General features: G+C 72.3%; 20 protein-coding genes and 1 other RNA gene. 7 read left to right on the forward strand and 14 right to left on the reverse strand.

Annotated features, from left to right (window positions below; genetic code table 11):
• Window positions 1-125 precede the first annotated feature (125 nt).
• A complete protein-coding gene (locus tag AB0N03_RS31065; RefSeq protein ID WP_364378784.1) occupies window positions 126-2,246 on the reverse strand; it encodes a DNA polymerase III subunit gamma and tau in 2,121 nt (706 codons plus the stop codon).
• A 98-nt stretch (window positions 2,247-2,344) separates the two neighbouring features.
• Here AB0N03_RS31065 and AB0N03_RS31070 point away from each other — a divergent pair, with 98 nt between their 5' ends.
• A complete protein-coding gene (locus AB0N03_RS31070) occupies window positions 2,345-3,196 on the forward strand; it encodes a fused MFS/spermidine synthase (protein ID WP_364378787.1) in 852 nt (283 codons plus the stop codon).
• Between the two features lie 107 nt (window positions 3,197-3,303).
• On the opposite strand, the gene ffs is transcribed toward AB0N03_RS31070, so the two are convergent.
• The 11 genes from ffs to AB0N03_RS31125 all read right to left on the reverse strand — a co-directional run bounded on the left by ffs (window position 3,304) and on the right by AB0N03_RS31125 (window position 14,721).
• Window positions 3,304-3,398, reverse strand: an RNA gene (gene ffs, locus AB0N03_RS31075) — signal recognition particle sRNA small type.
• Window positions 3,399-3,400: 2 nt separating this feature from the next.
• The gene (locus AB0N03_RS31080; protein ID WP_364378789.1) at window positions 3,401-4,009 is read right to left on the reverse strand and encodes an ATP/GTP-binding protein; all 609 of its coding nucleotides are present in this window, start codon (window positions 4,007-4,009) and stop codon (window positions 3,401-3,403) included.
• On the reverse strand, window positions 3,987-4,340 hold the full coding sequence (locus AB0N03_RS31085; RefSeq protein ID WP_364378986.1) for a DUF742 domain-containing protein: 354 nt from the start codon (window positions 4,338-4,340) through the stop codon (window positions 3,987-3,989). The genes AB0N03_RS31080 and AB0N03_RS31085 overlap by 23 nt, the downstream gene beginning before the upstream one ends.
• The gene (locus tag AB0N03_RS31090) at window positions 4,340-4,774 is read right to left on the reverse strand and encodes a roadblock/LC7 domain-containing protein (RefSeq protein ID WP_364378792.1); all 435 of its coding nucleotides are present in this window, start codon (window positions 4,772-4,774) and stop codon (window positions 4,340-4,342) included. Before AB0N03_RS31090 ends, AB0N03_RS31085 begins: the two co-directional genes overlap by 1 nt.
• Window positions 4,775-4,821: 47 nt before the next feature.
• Window positions 4,822-7,395 (reverse strand): nitrate- and nitrite sensing domain-containing protein, encoded by a 2,574-nt coding sequence (locus AB0N03_RS31095; protein WP_364378795.1) that lies wholly within the window; start codon window positions 7,393-7,395, stop codon window positions 4,822-4,824.
• 25 nt (window positions 7,396-7,420) lie between these two features.
• Window positions 7,421-8,209: an ABC transporter ATP-binding protein gene (locus tag AB0N03_RS31100; protein WP_364378798.1), complete on the reverse strand. Its 789-nt coding sequence runs from the start codon at window positions 8,207-8,209 to the stop codon at window positions 7,421-7,423.
• Complete coding sequence (locus AB0N03_RS31105) at window positions 8,206-9,078, reverse strand: ABC transporter permease (RefSeq protein WP_364378801.1); 873 nt, start codon at window positions 9,076-9,078, stop codon at window positions 8,206-8,208. The genes AB0N03_RS31100 and AB0N03_RS31105 overlap by 4 nt, the downstream gene beginning before the upstream one ends.
• Entirely contained in the window at window positions 9,075-10,088 is a 1,014-nt protein-coding gene (locus AB0N03_RS31110) for an ABC transporter substrate-binding protein (RefSeq protein WP_364378804.1), read from the reverse strand. The genes AB0N03_RS31105 and AB0N03_RS31110 overlap by 4 nt, the downstream gene beginning before the upstream one ends.
• Window positions 10,089-10,533: 445 nt before the next feature.
• Window positions 10,534-12,399, reverse strand: coding sequence for a glycosyltransferase family 39 protein (locus AB0N03_RS31115; RefSeq protein WP_364378806.1), 1,866 nt, complete (start codon window positions 12,397-12,399; stop codon window positions 10,534-10,536).
• Between the two features lie 86 nt (window positions 12,400-12,485).
• Entirely contained in the window at window positions 12,486-13,994 is a 1,509-nt protein-coding gene (locus AB0N03_RS31120; RefSeq protein WP_364378809.1) for a HAMP domain-containing sensor histidine kinase, read from the reverse strand.
• On the reverse strand, window positions 13,972-14,721 hold the full coding sequence (locus tag AB0N03_RS31125; protein WP_364378811.1) for a response regulator transcription factor: 750 nt from the start codon (window positions 14,719-14,721) through the stop codon (window positions 13,972-13,974). Before AB0N03_RS31125 ends, AB0N03_RS31120 begins: the two co-directional genes overlap by 23 nt.
• 175 nt (window positions 14,722-14,896) lie before the next feature.
• Between AB0N03_RS31125 and AB0N03_RS31130 the strand changes: the two genes are divergently transcribed.
• From AB0N03_RS31130 to AB0N03_RS31145, 4 genes are all read left to right on the forward strand, one after another.
• Window positions 14,897-15,562 carry a hypothetical protein gene (locus AB0N03_RS31130; RefSeq protein ID WP_364378813.1) on the forward strand — a complete coding sequence of 222 codons (666 nt, stop codon included), beginning with the start codon at window positions 14,897-14,899 and terminating at the stop codon, window positions 15,560-15,562.
• Window positions 15,563-15,818: 256 nt separating this feature from the next.
• Window positions 15,819-16,979 (forward strand): histidine kinase, encoded by a 1,161-nt coding sequence (locus AB0N03_RS31135; RefSeq protein ID WP_364378815.1) that lies wholly within the window; start codon window positions 15,819-15,821, stop codon window positions 16,977-16,979.
• Complete coding sequence (locus tag AB0N03_RS31140; RefSeq protein WP_364378818.1) at window positions 16,976-17,641, forward strand: response regulator transcription factor; 666 nt, start codon at window positions 16,976-16,978, stop codon at window positions 17,639-17,641. Before AB0N03_RS31135 ends, AB0N03_RS31140 begins: the two co-directional genes overlap by 4 nt.
• Before the next feature lie 9 nt (window positions 17,642-17,650).
• Window positions 17,651-17,851 (forward strand): hypothetical protein, encoded by a 201-nt coding sequence (locus tag AB0N03_RS31145; protein ID WP_155547900.1) that lies wholly within the window; start codon window positions 17,651-17,653, stop codon window positions 17,849-17,851.
• On the opposite strand, the gene AB0N03_RS31150 is transcribed toward AB0N03_RS31145, so the two are convergent.
• A complete protein-coding gene (locus tag AB0N03_RS31150; protein ID WP_364378821.1) occupies window positions 17,841-18,287 on the reverse strand; it encodes a nitroreductase family deazaflavin-dependent oxidoreductase in 447 nt (148 codons plus the stop codon). The two genes, AB0N03_RS31145 and AB0N03_RS31150, sit on opposite strands and share 11 nt — an antisense overlap.
• 127 nt (window positions 18,288-18,414) lie before the next feature.
• Between AB0N03_RS31150 and AB0N03_RS31155 the strand changes: the two genes are divergently transcribed.
• Window positions 18,415-19,086 (forward strand): TetR/AcrR family transcriptional regulator, encoded by a 672-nt coding sequence (locus AB0N03_RS31155; RefSeq protein WP_364378823.1) that lies wholly within the window; start codon window positions 18,415-18,417, stop codon window positions 19,084-19,086.
• Here the strand turns inward: AB0N03_RS31155 and AB0N03_RS31160 are convergent.
• Window positions 19,083-19,568, reverse strand: a complete 486-nt coding sequence (locus tag AB0N03_RS31160) for a TetR family transcriptional regulator (RefSeq protein WP_364378826.1) — start codon at window positions 19,566-19,568, stop codon at window positions 19,083-19,085. The genes AB0N03_RS31155 and AB0N03_RS31160 overlap by 4 nt on opposite strands.
• 53 nt (window positions 19,569-19,621) lie before the next feature.
• Here AB0N03_RS31160 and AB0N03_RS31165 point away from each other — a divergent pair, with 53 nt between their 5' ends.
• Window positions 19,622-21,139, forward strand: a complete 1,518-nt coding sequence (locus AB0N03_RS31165; RefSeq protein WP_364378829.1) for a 3-hydroxyacyl-CoA dehydrogenase — start codon at window positions 19,622-19,624, stop codon at window positions 21,137-21,139.
• The last annotated feature ends 32 nt before the right edge of the window (window positions 21,140-21,171 follow it).

Genomic DNA, 21,171 nt, shown 5'->3' on the forward strand with positions numbered 1-21,171 from the left:
AGGTCCTCACCCAGGCGCTGCGACGGGTATCGGGCCCTGGGCGTCCTGACGTGTGGACGGCCGAAAGCCGTGAAGGCCTCCTTACCGGCTCTTATGGCCGGCAAGGAGGCCTTCACGGCTTTCGGTCAGTCGAGGGGGCGGGCGCCGAGATGGTCCGAGATGAGCTTGCGGGCCAGCTCGTCCGGGTCCTGGTCCGGCGGCGGTGGGGGCGGTGGCGGGGCGGGGCTGGCGTCCTCGTTGTAGAGGTCCTCGTCGTCCTCGTCGGAGGGCTCCGGGGGCAGCGGGATGTCCGGCTCGGCCATGGTCACCTTCGGCCGGGCCGGTGCGGCGGCGGGCGCCGGCGCGGGCCGGGCGGCCGCCACGGCAGGTGTGGGTGCGGGTGTGGCAGCGGCGGCCGGTGCGGCCGACTGCCGGGTGAACGACCGTTCCGGCGCGGGCGCGGCCTGCTGCGAACGCGCGGCGGACGTGGCCGGGGCGTTGCCGTGGACGCAGCGGACCTGCCAGTCGCCACCCACGACGTCCGCCAGCGCGCCGGCGATCTTGCGGGCGTTGTCCTGGTCGGAGAGGCGGCGGGCCAGGGGTTCGGACTTGTGGGTGAGGGTGAGGGCGTGGCCTTCGACGGTCGCGACGGTGGCCTGGGTGAGCATCGCCTCGAGGCTGCGGCCGCCGGTGAACTTGCGCAGGGCGGTCATGAGCTGCGGCCAGACGTTCCGGATCGCGGCGGCGTCCAGCTCACCGGTCGACGCTTCCTTGACCGGAGCAGGAGCTACCGTGGCCGGCGGGGCGCTGGTGTTCGGAGCCGCGGCCGCCGGAGCGGGCGTGCCGCCACCAGGGGTGCGCGGCGTCCCCCAGCCGTTGTCCGCGGGCTTGGCCGCCGGGACCGGCTCCGCGGGCTTCGCCGTCGAAACGGGCTCGGGAGTGGGCGCGGGTCGCGGAGCGGGCTCGGCTTGCGCCGGCTCCGGGGCCGCGATCGGCGCCGCTTCCGCCTCCGCCGAGGCCGGACGCTGCGAAGGACGTGAGAACCGCTCCGACGTCGCCCGGACCGGAGGCTCCACGCCACCCTCGGCAGGCGCGCCACCCCCGCCCGCCAGCGTCGCGCGGCGCTCCAGCCGCTCGAGGCGGGCCAGCAGCGCGTTCTCCGCCTCCGTCACCGACGGCAGCAGCATCCGCGCGCACAGCAGCTCCAGCACCAGCCGCGGCGAGGTCGCCCCGCGCATCTCCAGGAGTCCATTGTGGACGATGTCCGCGTACCGCGAGAGCGTCGCCAGGCCGATCCGCTCCGCCTGCGCGACCATCCGCGACAGCTCTTCCTCCGGCGCCGACACCAGCCCGCCCGCGGAGTCCGGCACCGCGCGCAGCAGCACCAGGTCGCGCAGCCGGTCGAGCAGGTCCGTCGCGAACCGCCGCGGGTCGTGCCCGGCCTCCGTGACCTTCTCGACCGTGCCGAACACCGTGCCGGCGTCCTCGGTCGAGAGCGCGTCCACCATGTCGTCGATCAGCGCGACGTCCGTGACGCCCAGCAGCGCCACCGCGCGCGGGTACGAAACGCCGTCCGGGCCCGCGCCGGCGAGCAGCTGGTCGAGCACCGACTGCGTGTCCCGCGCCGAACCGCCGCCGGCCCGGATGACCAGCGGATACACCGCCGGCTCGACCTCGACGCCCTCGGCCGCGACGTTGCCCTCCAGGAGCGTGCGCATCACGCCCGGCGGGATCAGCCGGAACGGGTAGTGGTGCGTCCGCGAGCGGATGGTGGTCAGCACCTTCTCCGGCTCGGTGGTCGCGAAGATGAAGATGACGTGCTCGGGCGGCTCTTCCACGATCTTCAGCAGGGCGTTGAAGCCCTGCGTGGTGACCATGTGCGCCTCGTCGATGATGAACACGCGGTAGCGCGACTCCGCCGGCGCGTAGAACGCCTTGTCGCGCAGCTCGCGGGCGTCGTCGACACCACCGTGGCTGGCGGCGTCGAGCTCCGTGACGTCGACGCTGCCTGAGCCCTCCGGCGCGAGCGCCTTGCAGGAGCTGCACTCGCCGCACGGGTCCGGCGTCGGCCCCTTCACGCAGTTCAGTGAGCGCGCCATGATGCGCGCGCTCGACGTCTTGCCGCAGCCGCGGGGGCCGGAGAAGAGGTAGGCATGGTTGATGCGCCCGGCGGACAACGCCGTGCGGAGGGGTTCGGTCACATGCTCCTGACCGACTACCTCGGCGAACGTCGCCGGACGGTACTTGCGGTACAGCGCTAGAGCCACGCCCGTGAATCTACCGCGACGCGAAGCGTCTCCGTTGAGGGCGGTGGTGGGGGCATGGATGGAGTACCGGGAGGGTCCGACGACTAGGCTCGCCGGTCGTGGCGCGTGCGCGAAAGCCCGGTCCGGTGCCCGGGCGGTACCCGGTCAGGTTCGGGACGGCGGAGCTCCTCCGCGACGCCGACCGGGGCAACGCCTGGCTGGTGTCGGTGGACGGGGTCGCCCAGTCGTACGTCGACCTCGACGACCCGGCCAACCTCGAGTTCGACTACATCCGCCGGTTCGGCGACGTCGTGGACCAGCTGCCGCCGGGCCCGCTGGACGCGCTGCACATCGGCGGAGCGGCGTGCACGCTGCCGCGCTACGTCGCGGCGTCGCGCCCGGGGTCGCGGCAGCTGGTGTTCGACGCCGACGGCGAGCTGGTCGAGCTGGTTCGCGCCCAGCTGGGGCTGCGGGTGCCGGGCCTGCGCGTCCGGGTGACGGACGGCCGCGCCGGGCTGGCGACGAGACGCGAGGACACGGCGGACCTGGCGGTGGTCGACGCGTTCGAGCGCGCGACCCTGGCGGGCGGCCTGGCCACGCTGGAAGCGACCCAGGCGATCGCGACGATCCTGCGGCCGGAGGGCAGCTACCTGGCCAACATCACGGACGGCGCGGGGCTCCCGTTCGCCCGCCGCTTCCTGGCGACGTTGCGCGAGGTGTTCCCCGAGGTCCTGCTGCTGGCGGACCCGGCGGTGCTGAAGGGCCGCCGCTTCGGCAACCTGGTGTTCGCGGCCTCGGCAACCGACCTCCCGACGGCGGAGATCGCGCAACGAACGGCGTCGGCGGCGTTCCCGGCGAGGTGCGTCCACGGCGCGGAGCTGCGAAAGCTGGCGGGAAGAGCGGCCCCGATCACGGACGAGGACCGCCCGCCATCACCACAGCCACCGGAAGACGTGCTGGGCCTGTTCTAGGAGGCCGCAGCCGAGGCACCGTGGGGGTCCGGGGGCTCGGCCCCCGGGTGAAAGGACGAAGTGAAGGCCCGGCGAAGGGGGCGAAGCCCCGAGAGCCGGAGCCGAAACGAAGGGGACCCCGCGCACCCGTCAGAGCCTGCTTATCCTTGCTGCCTTCCGGCCCTGGGGAAGTTCACAGGGTGGACGCCGCGCGGGGTCCGTGGATCAGTGTAGCGAAGTCCCCGCGCCCGCCTGGGCTCGGGCCTTCTTGAACGTGTTGTGCAGCACCGCGAGCAGCGCGTCCCGCACCGAAAGCTTCTGCCGCGCGTCGAACGTGATCAGCGGGACGTCCTCGCTGACCGCCAACGCCCAGCGGATGTCCTCCAGGTCGTGCCCCAGTGCGCCGTCGAACATGTTCACCGCCACCACGAACGGCAGGCCCGCGTTCTCGAAGTAGTCGACCGCCGGGTAGCAGTCGTCCATGCGGCGGGTGTCCACGATCACCAGCGCCCCCAGCGCGCCGTGGACCAGGTCCTGCCACATGAAGCCGAAGCGGTCCTGGCCGGGCGTGCCGAACAGGTACAGCTTCACCTCGTCGTCGATCGTGATGCAGCCGAAGTCCAGCGCCACCGTCGTGGTGGTCTTGGCCGGGACGTGGCCGGTGCTGTCCACCGAAGCCGCCACCGACGTGATCGCCGCCTCCGTCGTCAGCGGCTTGATCTCCGAGATGGACGACACCGCCGTCGTCTTGCCGACGCCGAAACCGCCCGCGATGACGATCTTGACCGGCGCCGGTGGGCGGGCCCCCGGTTCAGTGAATGGCTTCGAGTCCACGAATGACCCTTTCGATCATGCCGAGGTCGCGCGAATTGTGGTTCGCCGGCCGCCGGACGACGACGTAGCCCAGCTCGGCGAGGTCGGCCACCAGCACCCGCGCGACGCCGATGTGCAGGCCGAGCATGGCGGCCACCTCGGCGACCGACATGGTGCTCCGGCAGAGCGAGACGATCTCCTGCCGCTCGAACGTGAGCTTCGGGTGCGACGCGGCCCCGAGGCGGGACGTCATGACCTGCGCCTCGATCTCGAGGCTCTGGTCGACCGGCTGGGCCCGCCCCGAGGTCATCAGGTACGGCCGCAGCAGGGACGTGTCCGGTTCCTCGGTCATCACGAACCTACGGTGTTCTTGAGCTCCTCGATCAGGCCGGGCGTGAGGACCTCGGTGGCGCGGTTGGCGAACATCGCCATCTCGTAGGCGATCGTCCCGAGGCTGGCCTGCTTGTTCGCGAGGACGCCCAGCGAGCAGCCGATGCTGATGGTGCAGACCAGCAGGTACCCGTGCTCCAGCTCGATGATCACCTTGTCGGGCGAGCCGAGCGGGTGGCTTTCGGAGACGCCGTGGGCGAGCCCGAGCATGGCGGAGGAGATCGCGGCGAGGCGGTCGGCGTTGGACCGCTCGAGCTCCGAAGACACGGCGATCAGCAAGCCGTCGGCCGAGACCGCGATGGCGGCGATCGCGCCCGCGGTGTGCTGCGCGAAGCGGCTCACCAGCCAGTTGAAGTTCTGGGCTTCGACACTGACGCCAGCTGCGGGGATGCTCATTTCCTGCTCTCTTCTCCTCGTTCCATCACACGACCGGCGACCACGCCTTACGGCGGGCTGTCTGCCGTAACCACGTCCGCCTTGGCGAGGCCGGCGGCGAACGAGTCGAACGCCGCCCGCTCGGCCGCCGGGTCCCGCCGGGGGCGGTTCACGACGGCTCTCGCGGCCGGCCGGCCCGCGGCGGTCGCCGGGCGCAGGCCGGGGGCGAGCTGGGCGCCGGGGACCCGGCGGACCAGGCCGTCCCGTGACGCCGGGGCTTCGGCGGCCATCGCCGAGCCCCCGGGCACCCGGGCCGGCAGCGACGCGCCGTCGCCCGGTGAGGCAGCCCTTGCGAAGGCGCTCTGGAACCCGTCCATCGCGGTCCTCGTCGCCTCCGGGTCGTGCCGTGGCTTGGCCTCGGCGGCGACCGGCGCCGTGGTGCCCGGGCTCGGCAGCTGCGCGCCACGGACGCGCCGTTTGAGGCCGCCCCGGCTCGCCGGCTCTTCCGGCTCGGCGTCCGGCCACACCGGTTCCCGCTGGTTGAACCAGAGGAAGCCGTTCCGGGACCCGAGGAGCGCCGGGATCGCCGGCGCGGGCAGCTCGACCGGGCGCAGCGCGTCGACAGTGGACACAGTGGCCGCCGCGGCGGTCACCGCGACGGCTTCCGCGGGACGCGCCTCGGGCACGACCTGCGCGGGGATCGCCGGCGGGGTCTTCACGCGCACCCCCGCGCGGTGGCTGAACAGCGACGGCGGGATCGTCAGCCGCGCGGTCACGCCGCCGGTGGTCGGCGTCGCGAGCAGCTCGACGCCCAGGTCGTGGCGCCGCGCCAGGCGGCCGACCACGAACAGGCCGAGCACGCTGGTCGGCGCCAGCTCGAGCCGTTCGCGCTCGACGAGCCGCTGGTTCTCCTCGGCGATCTTCTGCGCGGTCATGCCGATGCCGTGGTCGACGATGCTCACCAGGCAGGAGCCGTCGGCCAGGAACATCGTGTCGACCTCGACCATCGAGCCCGGCGGCGAGAACGACGTCGCGTTCTCCAGCAGCTCGGCGAACACGAGCACCAGGTCGGCGCCGAGCGCCGACGACAGCAGGATTTCCGCGACGACGCCGAGCTTGACGCGCTGGTAGTCCTCGATCTCGGCGAGGGCGGAACGCAGGGCCGTCGACAGCTCGATCGGGCCGGCGATGCGCGTCTCGTCGCGGGTGCCGGACACCACGAGCAGGTTGTCGGCGTTGCGGCGCAGGCGGGTGGAGAGGTGGTCGAGCCGGTAGAGGCTGGCCAGCAGCCGCGTGTCCTGCTCGTTGCGCTCGACCTCGTCGATCAGCGCGAGCTGGCGGCCGACGAGGTTCTGCGTGCGCTTCGCGACGTTCGCGAACATCAGGCCGGTGTTGCGCCGGGTGAGCGCCTGCCGTTCGACCAGCTCGGCCGCGGTGGTCTGGACCCGGTTGAACGCGGCGGCCAGCTGGCCGAGCTCGTCGCCGGAGACGACGTCGATGGTGGCCAGCCGCGGGACCTGCTCCTCGGCCTCCTCGGTGTCGGTCACGCGGACGAGCTCGGTGCCGGCGAGGTCGGCGACCGACGTCGCCGCGGTGGTCAGCCGCCGCAGCGGCAAGGCGATCGAGCGGGACACCGCGACGGCGAGGAACGCGACCAGCAGGAACAGCAGGCCCGCGCCGACGCCGACCAGCCAGGCCAGCCGCGTGCCGGCGTCCGCCCGGCCGTTCGCGGCGTCGGCGATCTCGCCGGTGACCCGCTCCTGGACCAGCTTCCGTTGGCCCGCCTGGCTTTCCGACGCGGTGAGGACGTCGGTGACGTACTGGGAGATCGCGGCCGCGTCCCGCGGGTTGCCGACCTGGGTCGCGAGCTCGTCGATCCGGCGGCCCGCGTCGCTCTGTTCGACGTTGACGACCAGGGCGGACTGGTCGCGGTCGGTGTCGTCGTCGGCCTGCTGGACGAACCGGTCGGTGAAGATCGGCGCCTGCTGGGTCGCGTCGTCCAGGATGGACCGGCCGGCCTCCGGCGACACCGCCGTCACGATCAACGCCATGCCGCGCAACGAGTTCTCTTCGTTCGCGCGCAGCAGCGCCTCCAGCGCGGTCAGCTCCCGCGTGCCCTCGGCGTCGCTGGTGAGCTGCGGGACGAGCCGCAGTGAATCGATTACCGCGCCGATCACCGCGTGGTAGGTGCGGGCGACGCTGTCGAGCGCGACGCCGCGGACCTGCGCGTTCTGTCGCAGCTCGGTGAGCGAGCCGATCCGGGTCAGCGCCGCGGAAAGCTCGTCCGGCGCGTCGGCGCCCAGCGACGACCGCACGTCCTCGACCGCCGCGTTCACCACCTTCTGCTGCCGCAGCATCTGGTCGGCGGACATCGACGGCGTCGCGACGTACGCGCCGGTCAGCAGCCGTTCGCGCTGCAGCTGCCAGACCAGCCCGCCGAGCTGCTGGGTGTGCCGTGCCACCGTCGCCGACTGCGTCGCGGCCAGCGCGCTGTTCGCCTGGGTCAGCACGAACGGCACCGACACCAGCACCACCGCGGCCAGCGGGGGCAGGAGCAGCAGGTTCAGCTTGCCGCGAATGCCGAGCCGGGCGAGGATTCCCCCGCCGCCGGCCCGTTCCGCGGTCGCCCTGCCGTGCCTCATCCCGCCACCTTCCCGTCTTCCGTTCTCACTCGACCGCGGCCACCCGTCTCACGTGACCCCGGTGCTGCTCGCGGACGAGGTCCTCGATCCGGGCGCGCAGCGCGAGGAACGCGGGCTCGCGCTTCACCGCCAGGTCCCGCTCGGCGGGCAGTGTCACCTCGACGTCCGCGGCGATCCGGCCCGGGTCGGAAGCGAGCACCACGACCCGGCCGCCCAGGAACACCGCTTCCTCGACGTCGTGGGTGACCATCAGCACCGTGGTGCCGGTGTCGGCCTGCACCTGGCGGATGAGCACCTGCATGTCCTCTTTGGTCTGGACGTCCAAGGCGCCGAAGGGTTCGTCCAGCAGCAGGACATCCGGCTCGCACGCGAGCGCCCGCGCGATCGCGACGCGTTGCTGCTGGCCGCCGGACAGCTGCTTCGGCAGCGACTTGCGCACGGCGTCGAGCCCGGTCTCGGCGAGGTACCAGTCCACGCGCTTGGTGCGCTCGGCCGCGTCGACCGGCAGCAGCTCGAGCCCGAACGCGACGTTCTTCTCGACGTTGCGCCACGGGTACAGCGCACCGGCCTGGAAGACGAGCCCGCGGTCCGGGCCGGGGCCGGTCACCGGGACGCCGTCGAGCACGATCTCGCCCTCGGTCGGCCGGCTGAGCCCCGCCACCAGCGACAGCAGCGTCGACTTGCCCGAGCCGCTCGCGCCGACGACGCAGACGAACTCGCCGCGCAGCACCTCGAGGTCGACGCCGTCGAGCGCGCGCGTCACCCGGCCGCGGACGCTGTAGTCCTTCGCGACGTTCCGCAGTTCCAGCGTCATGCCGTCCACTTCCCGACGCGCGTCCGCAGCAGGCGCAGCAGGACGTCGATGACCAGCCCGGCGATCCCGATGACCACGAGCACGGCGAAGATCTGGTCCGTCCGCAGGAACCGCTGCGCCCGCACGATCCGGTAGCCGAGGCCCGCGGAGGAGTTGATCAGCTCGGCGACGACCACGAAATTCCACGCCGCGGCGGCGTTGACCCGGATGGCGTCGATCATGCCCGGCAGCGAGTGCGGCACGACGATCTTGCGCAGCACCTCGCCTCGGCGCGCGCCGAGGGTGTAGGAGACGTCGATGAGCTCGCCCGGCACTCCGCGGACGACGTCGGCGGTCATCAGCGTGTTGAAGAAGACCGTCCCGATGAAGAGGATGGCGATCTTCGACGGCTCACCGATGCCGAGCCAGATGATCAGCAGCGGGATGAAGGCGCTCGCCGGCAGGTAGCGCAGCAGCCCGAGCAGCGGCTCGAAAAACGCTAGCCCGGCGGAAAAGCCGCCCATCAGGATGCCGAGCGGCACCGACACCAGCACGGCGAGGCCGAAGCCTTCGAGCACCCGCTGGGTCGTCGCCCAGAGGTCGTCGAAGAGCTCGCCGGTGCCCGCCATGCCGACGCCGGCCTTGACCACCGCGACCGGGGACGGCAGGAACGTCGAGTTGACGACCCCGCTGACGCTCAGCACGATCCACGCGAGGATCGGGATCGCGAACGACAGCAACGCCAGCTTCCAGCGCGCCGACGCGGAAATGGGCGTGCGCAACGAAAACAGCGGCGAGACGGACTTCGGCGCGTCCCGGCGCGGCAGCGGTCCCCAGGCCGGGCGGCCGGCCTCCCGGCGTTCGGCGAGCCGCTGGGCCGGGCCGGTCACTGCGGCGCGGCCTTCACGAACTGGTCGTCGAACAGCCCGTCCAGCGACGGCCGCTGCTGGGCGAGCCCGGTGTTCACGATGAAGTCGACGATCTTGTTCGCCTGGAAGTCGAGGTGCTGCGCGGTGACCCCGGGGGTGAACGCGTCGAGGTTCTGCTGGCGCGTGAAGATCGTGGTGCCGGCGTCGTAGGTCCGGTAGTCCGCGTCGGAGACCCCGCCGCGCTTGGCCATGATCCCCACGGCCGCGTCCTTGTTGTTCTTGATCCAGGTGAGCGTCTCGAACCAGGTGTCGACCAGCGCCTGGACGTCCTTGGGGTGCTCCTTGATGAGCTTCTGCGACGTGACGAGGTGGTCCGGGATGGCGCCGGGGAACTCCGCCGACGTCGAGATCGCGCGGCTGCCCGGGCGCTCGAGCGCCTTCGAGGTGAACGGCGCGAACGCGCCCACGGCGTCGACCTGGCCGCCGACGAACGCGGCCGCGGCGGCGTCGGTCGGCAGGTTGACCAGCTCGATGTCCTTTTCGGTCAGCTTCGCCTCCTGCAGCGCGAGCAGCAGCAGGTAGTGGTCGACCGTCCCCTGCTCGACCGCGACCTTCTTGCCCTTCAGGTCGGCGACGGCGTTGATCCCGTCCCGGGCGATGATCTTGTCGTTGCCGGTGGAGTTGTCGTTCACCAGCACGATCGACAGCTTGGCGCCGCCGGAAGCCGAGGAAAGCGTGTCGTTGAGGGTCTGGCTGTTCGCGTCGATGGCTCCGCTGGACAACGCGTTGATGCTGTCGGTGTAGTTGTCGAAGTACTTCAGGTCGACGTTCACGCCGTTCTTGGCGAACAGGCCCTGTTCCTGCGCCACCTGCCAGGGGAACCAGCCCGGCCAGGCGCTGAACCCGAGGGTGATCTTGCCGCCGGTGCCGGTGGCGGAACTGTCACTGCACCCGGAAAGCGCGGTGACCCCGGCGAGGGTCAGCAAGGTCAGGAGCACCGTCAGCGGACGGGGGCGGGAACGGGAAATCACAACGAACTCCCAGCTGCGGGGGAAGTGGTGTGGTGCCGTACCTGAGGAAACGCGGTGCTCAGGACCACGGACCGGCGGAGAGCCTAGCGACTAGCACAAGATCTCCACAACGCCCCGGCAATGCAGCCGAACGAGTGACCTCCGGCCGGGCGGACCAGCGATATCAGACTGCTTCAAGATCGAGTATCCCGCGTTTCTGTCGGCCGCCCGGCCAAGATCACGGCTCCGGGCACGTGCGATTGCACGGGCTGTAGTCCCTCGTCGTTACCTCACGCCGTGATCATCACCGAGCGCTATTTCCGGGAACCGAACAATCGTTCACAATGCGCCGGTCATCGAGACGGAGATCGAACAGGTGTACGCCTCCGCCGATATCGCACCGGCCTCGGATCGGCGAATCATTCCTCGACTGTTAACACGCCGGAAACAATCGCTCGAATTTCGATCAATTGACAGATTTTGTGAGGTCGTAAATCGTCGTGCCGCCGACCGTCGCCGGCGCGAAGTTCTGCTCGACCCAGGTCTGGATTTCGCCCGAGGTACCGCGGCCGCCGCCGAAGCCGCCGCGCCCGCCCGCGACGAAGTAGTGGATGTCACCGGCCGCGGCGTACTGCTGGAACTGCGCGAGCGTCGGCGCCGGGTCGCTGCCGCTGAAGCCGCCGATCGCGAGCACCGGCCGCCCGCTCGACAGCGCCAGCCCGGCCGACTGCATCGCACCGCTCTGCGCGGCGGCCCACTTCGTCGTCGTGCTCTTCAGCAGGTCGATGACCGCCGCGTCGGTCTGGCCTTCGCCGAAGCCGCCCCGGGCGCCGAACCCGCGTCCACTCGCGACGGCCGGGCCGGACGACGGCGTGCCGCCGGAGTGCGCGGTCGCCGCCGTGGCCAGGGTGAAGGACGCCGTGCCGAGCAGCGCGCCGCACAGCCCGGCCACGGCCACCGCCGGGCCGAAGCGCCGGAACCGGTCGGCGCCGAACAGCAGGGCCAGGACACCGGCCGCGCTGAGCACGAGGAGTGCGTAGCGGATCCACGGCTGCCAGTCCGGCGTCCGCGCGAGGAGCACGAACCCCCAGACCGCGGTGACCGCGAGCAGCACGGCCAGCACCGCGCGGGCCGCGAAGTTCGCCCGGCCGTGCCACAGCTCACGCGCGGAAATCCCCAGCGTGGCCGCGATCCCCGGCGCCAGCGCGACCGTGTAGTACGGGTGGATGATGCCGCTCATGTAGCTGAACACGAGCGTCGTGACGACCAGCCAGCCGCCCCACAGCAGCAGGGCCGCGCGGGTCCGGTCGGTGCGGGGCGCCCGCCGCGTGAACCACAGGCCCGCGACCAGGCCGAGCACCGCGGCCGGCAGCAGCCACGACGCCTCCCCGCCGAACTCGCCGCCGAACAACCGCGTCAGGCCGGTTTCGCCACCGAAGCCACCTCCGAAGCCACCACCGGCCCCGGACGGCGGGGTGAACGTCCCGCCGCCCCGGCCTTCCCCGAAGATCCTTCCCAGACCGTTGTAGCCGAAAGCCAGTTCCAGCACGGTGTTGTCGGTAGACCCGCTGATGTACGGCCGGTCCGCCGCCGGCCAGAGCGCGACGACCGCGATCCACCAGCCCGCCGAGACGAGCACCGCGCCCGCCGCGGCGACCAGCTGGCCGATCCGGCGCCCGAGCGACGTCGGCGCCGCGACGGCGTACGCCAGCACGAACGCGGGCAGGACCAGGAACGCCTGCAGCATCTTGTCGAGGAAGCCGAACCCGACCGCGACCCCGGCGAGCAGCAGCCACTTCGTGCTCGCGTGCTCGAGCGCGCGCACGACGCAGTAGGCGCCCGCGACCAGCAGCAGGACGAGGAAGGCGTCGGGGTTGTCGTAGCGGAACATGAGCGCGGCGACCGGCGTCAGCGCGAGCCCGGCCCCGGCGAGCAGCCCGGCGCCGGGCCCCGAAAGCCGTCGCACGGCGAGGTAGAGCAGGCCCACGGAGGCGACGCCGGCGAGCGCGTTCGGCACGAGCAGGCTCCAGCTCGAGAAGCCGAAGAGCCGGCCGGACAGCCCCATGACCCACAGGGAGAACGGCGGCTTGTCGACGGTGACGACGTTGCCCGGGTCGAGCGAGCCGAAGAACAGCGCCTTCCAGCTCCACGTGCCGGCCTGGGCGGCCATCGCGTAGAAGTCGTTGGCCCAGCCGGTCTTCGCCAGGTCCCACAGGTAGAGCAGGCCGGTGCCGAGCAGCAGCCCGGCGACGGAAGGCTTGACCCAGCGCGGTTCCCGGGCGGTCTCGGGAGCGGGCTGGGCGTGTTCGGGCGCCGACAGCGTGGTCGTCATGGTTCCGACCGTGTCGGTGCCGCATGTGGTGAACTTGTGCCGAAGCTGTGCGTGCGCTGTGCATCCGGCCCGATCGGGTGAGCGGCCTAGGGGCCAGGGGCCTCCGCGAAAGTCATCTCGAACTCCGTCCGCCCCGGCCGGCTCTGCACTCGGACCCGGCCGCCGTGCGCCCCCACCACCGCGGCCACGATCGCCAGCCCGAGCCCGGTGCTCCCCGCCGCCCGTGAGCGCGAGTTGTCGCCGCGGGCGAAGCGCTCGAAGACGTCCGGGAGGACGTCCGGCGGGATACCCGGCCCGTCGTCGGCCACGCGGAGCCGGACCACGCCGTCCGAAGTGGACAGTGCGGTCGTGACCGTCGTGCCGGCCGGCGTGTGCGTGCGCGCGTTGGCCAGGACGTTGATCACCACCTGGTGCAGCTGGCCCGCGTCGCCGAGGACGCCGATCGGCTCGCCGGGGACGTCCATCAGCCACTTGTGGCCCGGCCCCGCGACGTGGGCGTCCGCGACCGCGTCGGCCACCAGCCGGCACAGGTCCACCCACTCGTGCACCACCGGCCGCCCGGAGTCGAGCCGCGCGAGCAGCAGCAGGTCCTCCACCAGCGTCGTCATCCGGCGCGACTCGGATTCGACGCGGCTCATCGCGAACGCGACGTCCGGCGGCACCTGCTCGCCGCCGCGGCGGGTCAGCTCGGCGTACCCGCGGATCGCCGCCAGCGGCGTCCGCAGCTCGTGGCTCGCGTCCGCGACGAACTGGCGGACGCGGTTCTCGCTCGCGTGCCGCGCGGTGAGCGCGTTCGCGACGTGCTGCAGCATCCGGTTCAGCGCCGAGCCGACCTTGCCGACCTCGGTGTTCGGGTCGGTGTCGGCGTCCGGGACCCGTTCCGACAACGCGACCTCACCGCGGTCCAGCGGCAGCTCGGAGACGCGCGTCGCCGTCGCGGCCAGCCGGTCGAGCGGCTTCATCGTGCGCCGGATCGTCGCCGCGCCGACCGCGCCGGCCACCAGGATCCCGGCGAGCGCGACGCCGCCGAGGATGAAGCCCAGCCGCCAGAGCGTTTCGTTGACGTCCTTCAGCGGCAGGCCGATGACCGTCTTTTCGCCGCTGGGCGCCACGGTCGAGACCACGCGGTATTCGCCGAGACCGCCGCCGAGGTCGATGCTGTGCTGCCTCCCGTCGGACGACACCGCCAGCAGCGCCAGCACCTGGTCTTTCGGGAGGCCGCGGAACGGCGGCTTGTGCTTCGACGGCGCGCCCACGCTGGAGTCGAGCACGCTGCCCTGGGCGAGCGGACCCTTTTGGACCACCGCGAGCGTGCCGTCGCCCTGGCCGAGCGCGCGCAGCGGGTCCGGCGGCGGGGCGTCGCCGTACGGCCAGGTCGACCGGTCCGGCGCGTGCGCGGCGCGGTCCGTCGCCGCGGCCAGCCGCTTGTCCTGCTGGCCGACGAGGAACTCGCTCAGCGCGAACTCCGTGACCACGCCGACGACCAGGCACACCAGCGCGAGCAGCGCGGCGAGCTGGACGATCAGCCGCCGCCGCAGCGACCACGGCCGCTGCACCCGGAACCGCCGCCGCTCAGCCCGCTGGCTTGAGGACATACCCGGCGCCCCGCATGGTGTGGATCATCGGCTCGCGGTCGGCGTCGATCTTCTTGCGCAGGTAGGAGATGTAGAGCTCGACGATGTTGGCCTGGCCGCCGAAGTCGTAGCTCCACACGCGGTCCAGGATCTGAGCCTTCGACAGCACCCGCTTGGGGTTGCGCATGAGGTAGCGCAGCAGCTCGAACTCGGTCGCGGTCAGCGGCACGAGGTCGCCGCCGCGGTGCACCTCGCGGCTGTCCTCGTCGAGGGTGAGGTCGCCGACGACGAGCGTCGACCCGCTCGCGCCGGTCACCCCGCCCGCCCGGCGCAGCAGCGCGCGCAGGCGCAGCGCGACCTCTTCGAGGCTGAAGGGCTTGGTGACGTAGTCGTCGCCGCCCGCGGTGAGCCCGGCGATGCGGTCCTCGACCGCGTCCTTCGCCGTCAGGAACAGCACCGGCAGGTTCGCCGCCTCGGACCGCATCCGCCGCAGCACCTCGAGGCCGCTGAAGTCGGGGAGCATGACGTCGAGGACGACGGCGTCCGGGCGGAAGTCGCGCGCGATCCGGACGGCCTCGGTGCCGTCACCCGCGCTGCGCACCTCCCAGCCCTCCATGCGCAGCGCCATCGACACGAGCTCGGCCAGCGTCGCCTCGTCGTCGACGACGAGGACCCGCACCGGGCTCCCGTCGGCGCGGCGCAGGTCGGCCTTGCCGGGGCCGGGTGACGTGGCGTTCATAGCGGTCATAGTGCCATCTTCTCGGCGGCTCATCGGTGCTCACTGTGACCGCGCTGTGCGTTTCCTGTGAGAGTCCTTCGTCCGGGTAAGGGAGCCACAGCGCGTGCTGACGCCTCGCACAGCTCAAACACAGCCTCGGCGGTGAGTCTGGCCAGGACCAGTGTGGGTACGACCGGAGGACACGATGACGACCGAGCCGACGCCGAACACGCCGCCCGAGGGCGGCCCGGCACCCGCCGCGAGCACCCCGGCCTGGGGCGAACCGGCCCCGGCGAACTGGGGCGACCCGGCGTCCGCCCCGCCGAAGAAGGGCTGGTCCGGCAAGAAGACGGCGATCGCGGCCGGCATCGCGGTGGTGATCGCGGCCGGCGGCGGCGCGGCGATCTGGGCGGGCACCAGCAGTGCCGACAACTCGGCCCAGCAGGGCCCGGGCGGATTCGGCGGCCCGGGCGGCGGCCAGTTCCCCGGCCAAGGCGGTCCGGGCGGCAACTTCGGCGGCGGCTTCGGCGGCGGAATGACGGCGCTGCGCGAGGCGCTCCACGGCGACTTCGTGGTGTCGAACGGCAGCGGCGGCTACACGACCGAGCGCCTCCAGACGGGCGACGTCACGGCGTTGAGCGCGACCTCGGTGACGCTGACGAGCAAGGACGGCTACAAGCAGACGTACACGCTCGACGGCTCGACCCAGAAGACGGGCGACGTGAAGCAGGGCGACGCGAACGTGACGGTGGTGGCGAAGGTGGACGGCACCACGGCGACGGCGGCCTCGCTGGGCCAGGCGACGCAGGGCCAGCGCCCGGGCGGCGGCCAGCGCCGCGGCGGCAGCTACTCGGCCCGCCCGACGAACTGAGGCCGAGCGCCCCAAGGTGGCCTTCGGTGCTCCACCGATGCCCCCACCGCCGCCCTCAACGGAGGCGCTTAGCGCCGCAATGCTGATTCAACGCACCCAAGGTGGCCTTCGGTGCGTTGGACGCAACCAAGGCCACCTTGGGGCGCTCGGGAACCACTGACCCTCCTACCAGGGAACGCCCCGGTGCCGCGTCCCCCTCCCGCCGCATCGGGGCGTTCCCGCCCATCCCGCCTTCCGACTAGGGCACAGTTGCGGGGTGCACGACATCAGCGGGTCCCTGCGACGCCAGTCGCTGCTGGTCGCGCTCGTCTGTGTCGTCTGCGACGCCGCCCTCTTCGGCCTCCGCGCCCAAGCGCAGCTCGGCGAGACCGGCTGGCGCGCCTGGGTCGTCCTGCTCGGCGGGGTCGCCGTCAACGCCGCCCTCGCCGGCCCCGCCCGGTACTCCGGCTGGGTCGCCCTCGCGCACGCCCTCCTCTTCGCCGGCTCGCCCCTGCTTCTCTGCACTTGCACCGGTTACGTCGTCGGCAACAACGCCGGCATCCTCATCGCCGGCTACCGGGCGGGCGCCTGGCTGCGCCCGAAACCGGCCGTCCTCGCGCTCCTCGCCCTGCTCGCCGGGGTCGTCGCCGGGTGCATCGAAGGCGGCGGGCGCACCGCGTCCGACTGGCGGCTGATCGCCATCAGCGTCAGCGTCAGCGGCCTCCTGCCGTGGCTGGTCGGCCGGTACACGACCGCCCGGCGCGCCTACATCGCCGATCTCGAGCGCGAAGCCGACGAACGCCGCCAGCACGAAGAAGAAGCCATCCGACGAGCCGTCACCGAGGAGCGCACGACCATCGCGCGCGACCTGCACGACGTCATCTCCCACCACGTCAGCGCCATCGGCGTGCACGCCGGCGCGGCCCGGCTCGGGCTGCCCGACGGCGACACGCCCGTGCGGAAGTCGCTCGGCGCGGTCGAGTCCGCCAGCCGCTCGGCGATGGCCGACCTGCGCCGCCTGCTCGACCTCCTGCACGCGGAGACCAACGCCGAACAGCCCGGCCTGGACAACCTCGACGAGCTGGTCGAGACCGTCCGCGCCGCCGGCCTGCCGACCCGGCTGACCCTGCGCGGCGAACCCCGCGAGCTCCCCGGCTCGCTCGACGTCGCCCTGTACCGGATCGTCCAGGAAGCCCTGACCAACGCGCTGCGCCACGGCCGGGGCCCGGTCGAGGTGGAGCTGAACCACGGCCGCACCGAAGTCGTGCTCACCGTGACGAACGGCCTGCGTCCCGGCCGCACGAGCCGGAACGAACACGCGCACCGCGGCCTGGCGGGGATCCGGCAGCGCGTCACCCTGTTCGGCGGCCAGGTCTCCTACGGCGAAACCGGCGAGCACTGGCAGCTGCGCACGACCTTCCCGGTGGAGAGCACATGATCCGCGTCCTGCTGGCCGACGACCACGCGATGTTCCGCTCCGGGATGCGCGCGCTGCTCGACACCCAGCCCGACTTCACCTGCGTCGGCGAGGCCTCCGACGGTCGCGAAGCCGTCGCCGAGACCGCGCGCCTGCGCCCGGACGTCGCGGTCCTCGACGTCCGGATGCCCCGCCTCGACGGCCTCGCCGCGACCGAGGCGATCCTCGCCGCGCCGGGCAACGACACCCGCGTCCTCGTGCTCACGACCTACGACGCCGACGAGTACGTCTACCGCGCGCTGCGTGCCGGGGCGAGCGGGTTCCTGCTGAAGAGCCTGGCGCCGGAGGAGCTGGTCGCGGCGATGCGGGTCGCGGCGCGCGGCGACGCGCTGATCGACCCGTCGGTGACGCGGCGGCTGGTCGCGAAGTTCGCGTCGGTGCTCGAACCCGCGGCCATCGAGCCACCCGAGCTGGCCCGGCTCACCTCCCGCGAACGGGAGGTCCTGCTGCTGATCGCCGGCGCCTGCAGCAACGCCGAGATCGCGCGGCAGCTGCACGTCGGCGAGGAGACGGTCAAGACGCACGTGTCGCGCGTACTGAGCAAGCTCGGGCTGCCCGACCGCGTGCACGCCGTCGTCTACGCCTACCGGCACGAACTCGTCCCGGGCGACCGGCCTGCCTAGACTGGCCGAATGAGGCGCTGGATCACCTTCGCGGTAGGGGTCGTGCTCGTGCTGGTCGGCGCCGTCTGGGTGCTGCAGGGCATCGGGGTGATCACCGGCAGCTTCATGACCGGGCAGAAGCTGTGGTTCCTGATCGGGCTCGTCGCGTTCCTGGTCGGCGTCGTCCTGATGGCGGCGAACCTGACCAAGCGGCGCAAACCTACTTCGTGAAGATCTCGAAGATCGGGTAGCCGGGCGCGATCTCCCGCAGCTTCTCGTCCGACGCCTTCGCGTCGACGCCGTCGAAGAACACGCCGACCTCGAACTTCCAGCGCTTGAGGTAGGCGCGCAGGATGCCCGGCTTTTCGTCGTCGCCCAGCTCGCGGAAGGTGAACTCCTCGACGCGGCGCCCGACGCGCAGCGTGCCCTGGCCGGCGGCCCGCAGGTTGCGCACCCACTGCGTCTCGCCGCGCGGGGCGACGAGGTAGCGCACGCCGTCGACGGTCAGCAGGTTGACCGGCACCGACCGCGGCTCGCCGCTCTTGCGGCCGACGACCGTCAGCACCCGGCTGCCCCAGACGCTGAAGCCCATCCGGGTCAGCTTCGCAACGGTTTCGTTGAAGGCGTTGGTCGACTTCTTCGGCTTGATGTAGCGGGTCCCGGTCATGGTGTCCTCCGAAGCTTCGGGAGAGCAGTGCTCTCGGTTAAGAGCAGTGAACACCTGAGCACCGCACTGTGTCAAGAGCACCGATCTCTATTTTGTGCGCCGCTCTCGTCGTGGCACACTGATCGCCATGACCGCGACCCGGACCGCGCGCGAACGTGCCCGCGCCGAACTCACCCAGGAGATCAAGGACGAGGCCCGCCGCCAGCTCGCCGAGGTCGGCGCGCACGGGCTGTCCCTGCGCGCGGTGGCGCGGGAGCTGGGCATGGTGTCGTCCGCGCTGTACCGGTACTTCCCCAGCCGCGACCGGCTCCTGACCGACCTGATCGTCGACGCCTACAACGCGATCGGCGAGGCGGCCGAGCAGGCCGACCCGGGCAAGGGCGCCCTCCGCGACCGCTGGCTCGCGATCTGGCACGCGACGCGCGACTGGGCCCGCGCGCACCCGCACGAGTACGCGCTGATCTACGGTTCGCCGATCCCCGGCTACCAGGCCCCACAAGACACGGTCGCGCCGGCCGGCCGCGTCGCGCTCGCCCTGGTCAAGGTCCTCACGCACACCGAGCTGCGGGCGATCGACGGCGACGTCCCGCCCCAGCTGCGCGCCCAGGCCGAGACGCTCACCAAGGTCCTCGGGATCGTCGCCGGACCCGAGACCGTCACGCGGCTGATCATGGCGTGGACCCAGCTGTTCGGGGCGATCAACTTCGACCTCTTCGGCCAGTACGTCGGCAGCGTCGACCCGGCCGACGAGTTCTTCACGCACTCGGCGAAGCGGATGGCGGAGTTCGTCGGCCTCTAGGGGCGCAGCAGCAGACCAACGGCTTCGGCGAGCGCGGCCGGCCCGGCTTCCGGGGTCAGCAGGCCGTGCAGCAGCAAGCCGTCCTCGAGCGCGCGGACGACCAGCGCCAGGAACTCCGGGCTCGCGGGTGGCGTGCTTCCCCCTGCGGCGAAGTCCGCCCGCAACCGGGTCTCGACGAGCGCGCGAGCGCACCGTTCGTGCGCTTCGAAGTGCGGCCGGACCGCCGGGTCCCGAACCGCGTGCAGCACCAGTTCGGCCCGCAGCACCCCCGGCACCGGACGCTCCAGCAAAGCCACGACCAGCTCGTGCTTGTCCTCGAAGTTTCCGTAGAAGGCTCCGCGCGTGTACCCGGCACGCTCGGCGATCTGCTCGACCGACGTGCCGTTGACACCGCGTCCGGCGAACAGCTCCGCGGCCGCCGCGAGCAGCCGGTCCTTCGTGCGTTCGCGGCTTTCCGCCCGCGTCAGCCGCTTCCCCGTCACGGCCGAGACGGTACCGTCGCCCGAGGAACATCGGCGCGAAAGGCGGGCACGACGTGACGGGGTGGGCCGGGAAGGTCGGCAGGATCCGGGTGATCGGGACCGGGGTGATGGGCCGCGGGATCGTCCAGCTGGCGGCGACCGCGGGGGTGACCGTCGAACTGGCCGACGTCCGGCGCGAGGCCGTCGCCGAGGCGATCGACCACGTCGGCGCGATGGTCGGCAAGCTGGCCGCGAAGGGCAAGCTCGACGACCCGCAGGCGGTCAAGGGCAGGCTGGTCGCGGTGGACGCCCCCGACGCGCCCGCGGACGGCGTCGACCTCGTCGTCGAGGCCGTGCGGGAGGACCTCGGAACGAAGCGGGCCCTGTTCGCCGACCTCGAGCGCGTCTGTCCACAGGAGACGATCTTCGCGACGAACACGAGTTCGCTGTCGGTCACCGAGATCGCCGCCGAACTGGCCGACCCGGGCCGCCTGATCGGCCTGCACTTCTTCAACCCGGTGCCGCTGATGCGCCTGGTCGAGGTGGTCCCGGGCACGCGCACGCACGACTGGCTGCCCGGCGAGGCGCTCGAACTGGTCAAGAGCTGGGGCCACGAGCCGGTGCTGGCGAAGGACGCGCCGGGCTTCCTGGTCAACCACGCCGGGCGCGGCCTGAACACCGAGGCGCTGCAGATCCTCGCCGAGGCGCTGGCCGAGCCCGCCGACGTCGACCGCGTCGCGCGGGACGTACTCCGCCTGAAGCTCGGGCCGTTCGAACTGCTCGACCTGACCGGTCTCGACGTGTCCCACGCGGTGCTGGAGAGCATCTGGAGCGGCTTCCACGGCGAACCGCGGCTGCGGCCGTCGTGGCTGACCCGCCCGCGCGTCGCCGCCGGGCAGTTCGGTCGCAAGAACGGCGAAGGCTTCTACTCCTACACCGACGGCAAGCAGCAGGTCACCGAGGAGCCGGAGGCGCCGCCGATGCCGTCGAGCCCCGTGTTCGTGGCGGACGAGCACCTGGGCCGCGTGCTGTCGACGGCCGGCGTGCAGGTGGTGTCGGACGCGTACCCGGACGCGGTCCTGCTCGTCCCGCTCTACGGCGAGTCCACAGTGGACGCGGCCACCCGCGCGGGGCTGCCGCTGGACCGCGTCGCCGGCGTGGATCCGCTGGGTGGCTACGAGCGGCGCCTGACGATGTCGGTCCACCCGGGTCTCGACCCGGCGGCGGGCCGCGCGGCCTGGGGCGCGCTGGCGGCCACGGGTCACCCGGTGACGGTGGTCCGCGACGGCCCGGCCCCGATCGCCCAGCGCCTCCTCGCGTCGATCGTCAACACGGCGTGCTTCATCGCGGGCCAGAACCTGGCGTCCCCGGAGGACATCGACACGGCGGTCCGGCTGGGTCTCGGATATCCGCGCGGACCGCTGGCGTGGGGCGACCTCGTCGGGGGCGACATCGTGCTGCGGATCCTGCGCGGCCTGGCCGCGACCACCGGGGATCCGCGGTACCGGCCGAGTCCTTGGCTGACCGAGCGGGTGGCGCTCGGGCTGCCGCTGACGTCGGCCGGGACCACCCCCGCCGGCCTGCGTTCCTGAGCGGGCTTGCACGGGAAAGCGCCCACCTGGCC

It is taken from the genome of Amycolatopsis sp. NPDC051061, assembly GCF_040682935.1.
In the GTDB taxonomy this organism is placed as follows: Bacteria; Actinomycetota; Actinomycetes; order Mycobacteriales; family Pseudonocardiaceae; genus Amycolatopsis.

Bases quoted from the DNA above. Each gene is read 5' to 3' on its own strand.
- AB0N03_RS31150 (WP_364378821.1), bottom strand. From the start codon at position 18,287: ATGACCGGGACCCGCTACATCAAGCCGAAGAAGTCGACCAACGCCTTC.
- AB0N03_RS31145 (WP_155547900.1), top strand. From the start codon at position 17,651: ATGAGGCGCTGGATCACCTTCGCGGTAGGGGTCGTGCTCGTGCTGGTC.
- AB0N03_RS31120 (WP_364378809.1), bottom strand. From the start codon at position 13,994: ATGTCCTCAAGCCAGCGGGCTGAGCGGCGGCGGTTCCGGGTGCAGCGG.
- AB0N03_RS31090 (WP_364378792.1), bottom strand. From the start codon at position 4,774: ATGAGCATCCCCGCAGCTGGCGTCAGTGTCGAAGCCCAGAACTTCAAC.
- AB0N03_RS31140 (WP_364378818.1), top strand. From the start codon at position 16,976: ATGATCCGCGTCCTGCTGGCCGACGACCACGCGATGTTCCGCTCCGGG.
- AB0N03_RS31125 (WP_364378811.1), bottom strand. From the start codon at position 14,721: ATGACCGCTATGAACGCCACGTCACCCGGCCCCGGCAAGGCCGACCTG.
- AB0N03_RS31095 (WP_364378795.1), bottom strand. From the start codon at position 7,395: ATGAGGCACGGCAGGGCGACCGCGGAACGGGCCGGCGGCGGGGGAATC.
- AB0N03_RS31100 (WP_364378798.1), bottom strand. From the start codon at position 8,209: ATGACGCTGGAACTGCGGAACGTCGCGAAGGACTACAGCGTCCGCGGC.
- AB0N03_RS31155 (WP_364378823.1), top strand. From the start codon at position 18,415: ATGACCGCGACCCGGACCGCGCGCGAACGTGCCCGCGCCGAACTCACC.
- AB0N03_RS31130 (WP_364378813.1), top strand. From the start codon at position 14,897: ATGACGACCGAGCCGACGCCGAACACGCCGCCCGAGGGCGGCCCGGCA.
- AB0N03_RS31085 (WP_364378986.1), bottom strand. From the start codon at position 4,340: ATGACCGAGGAACCGGACACGTCCCTGCTGCGGCCGTACCTGATGACC.
- AB0N03_RS31115 (WP_364378806.1), bottom strand. From the start codon at position 12,399: ATGACGACCACGCTGTCGGCGCCCGAACACGCCCAGCCCGCTCCCGAG.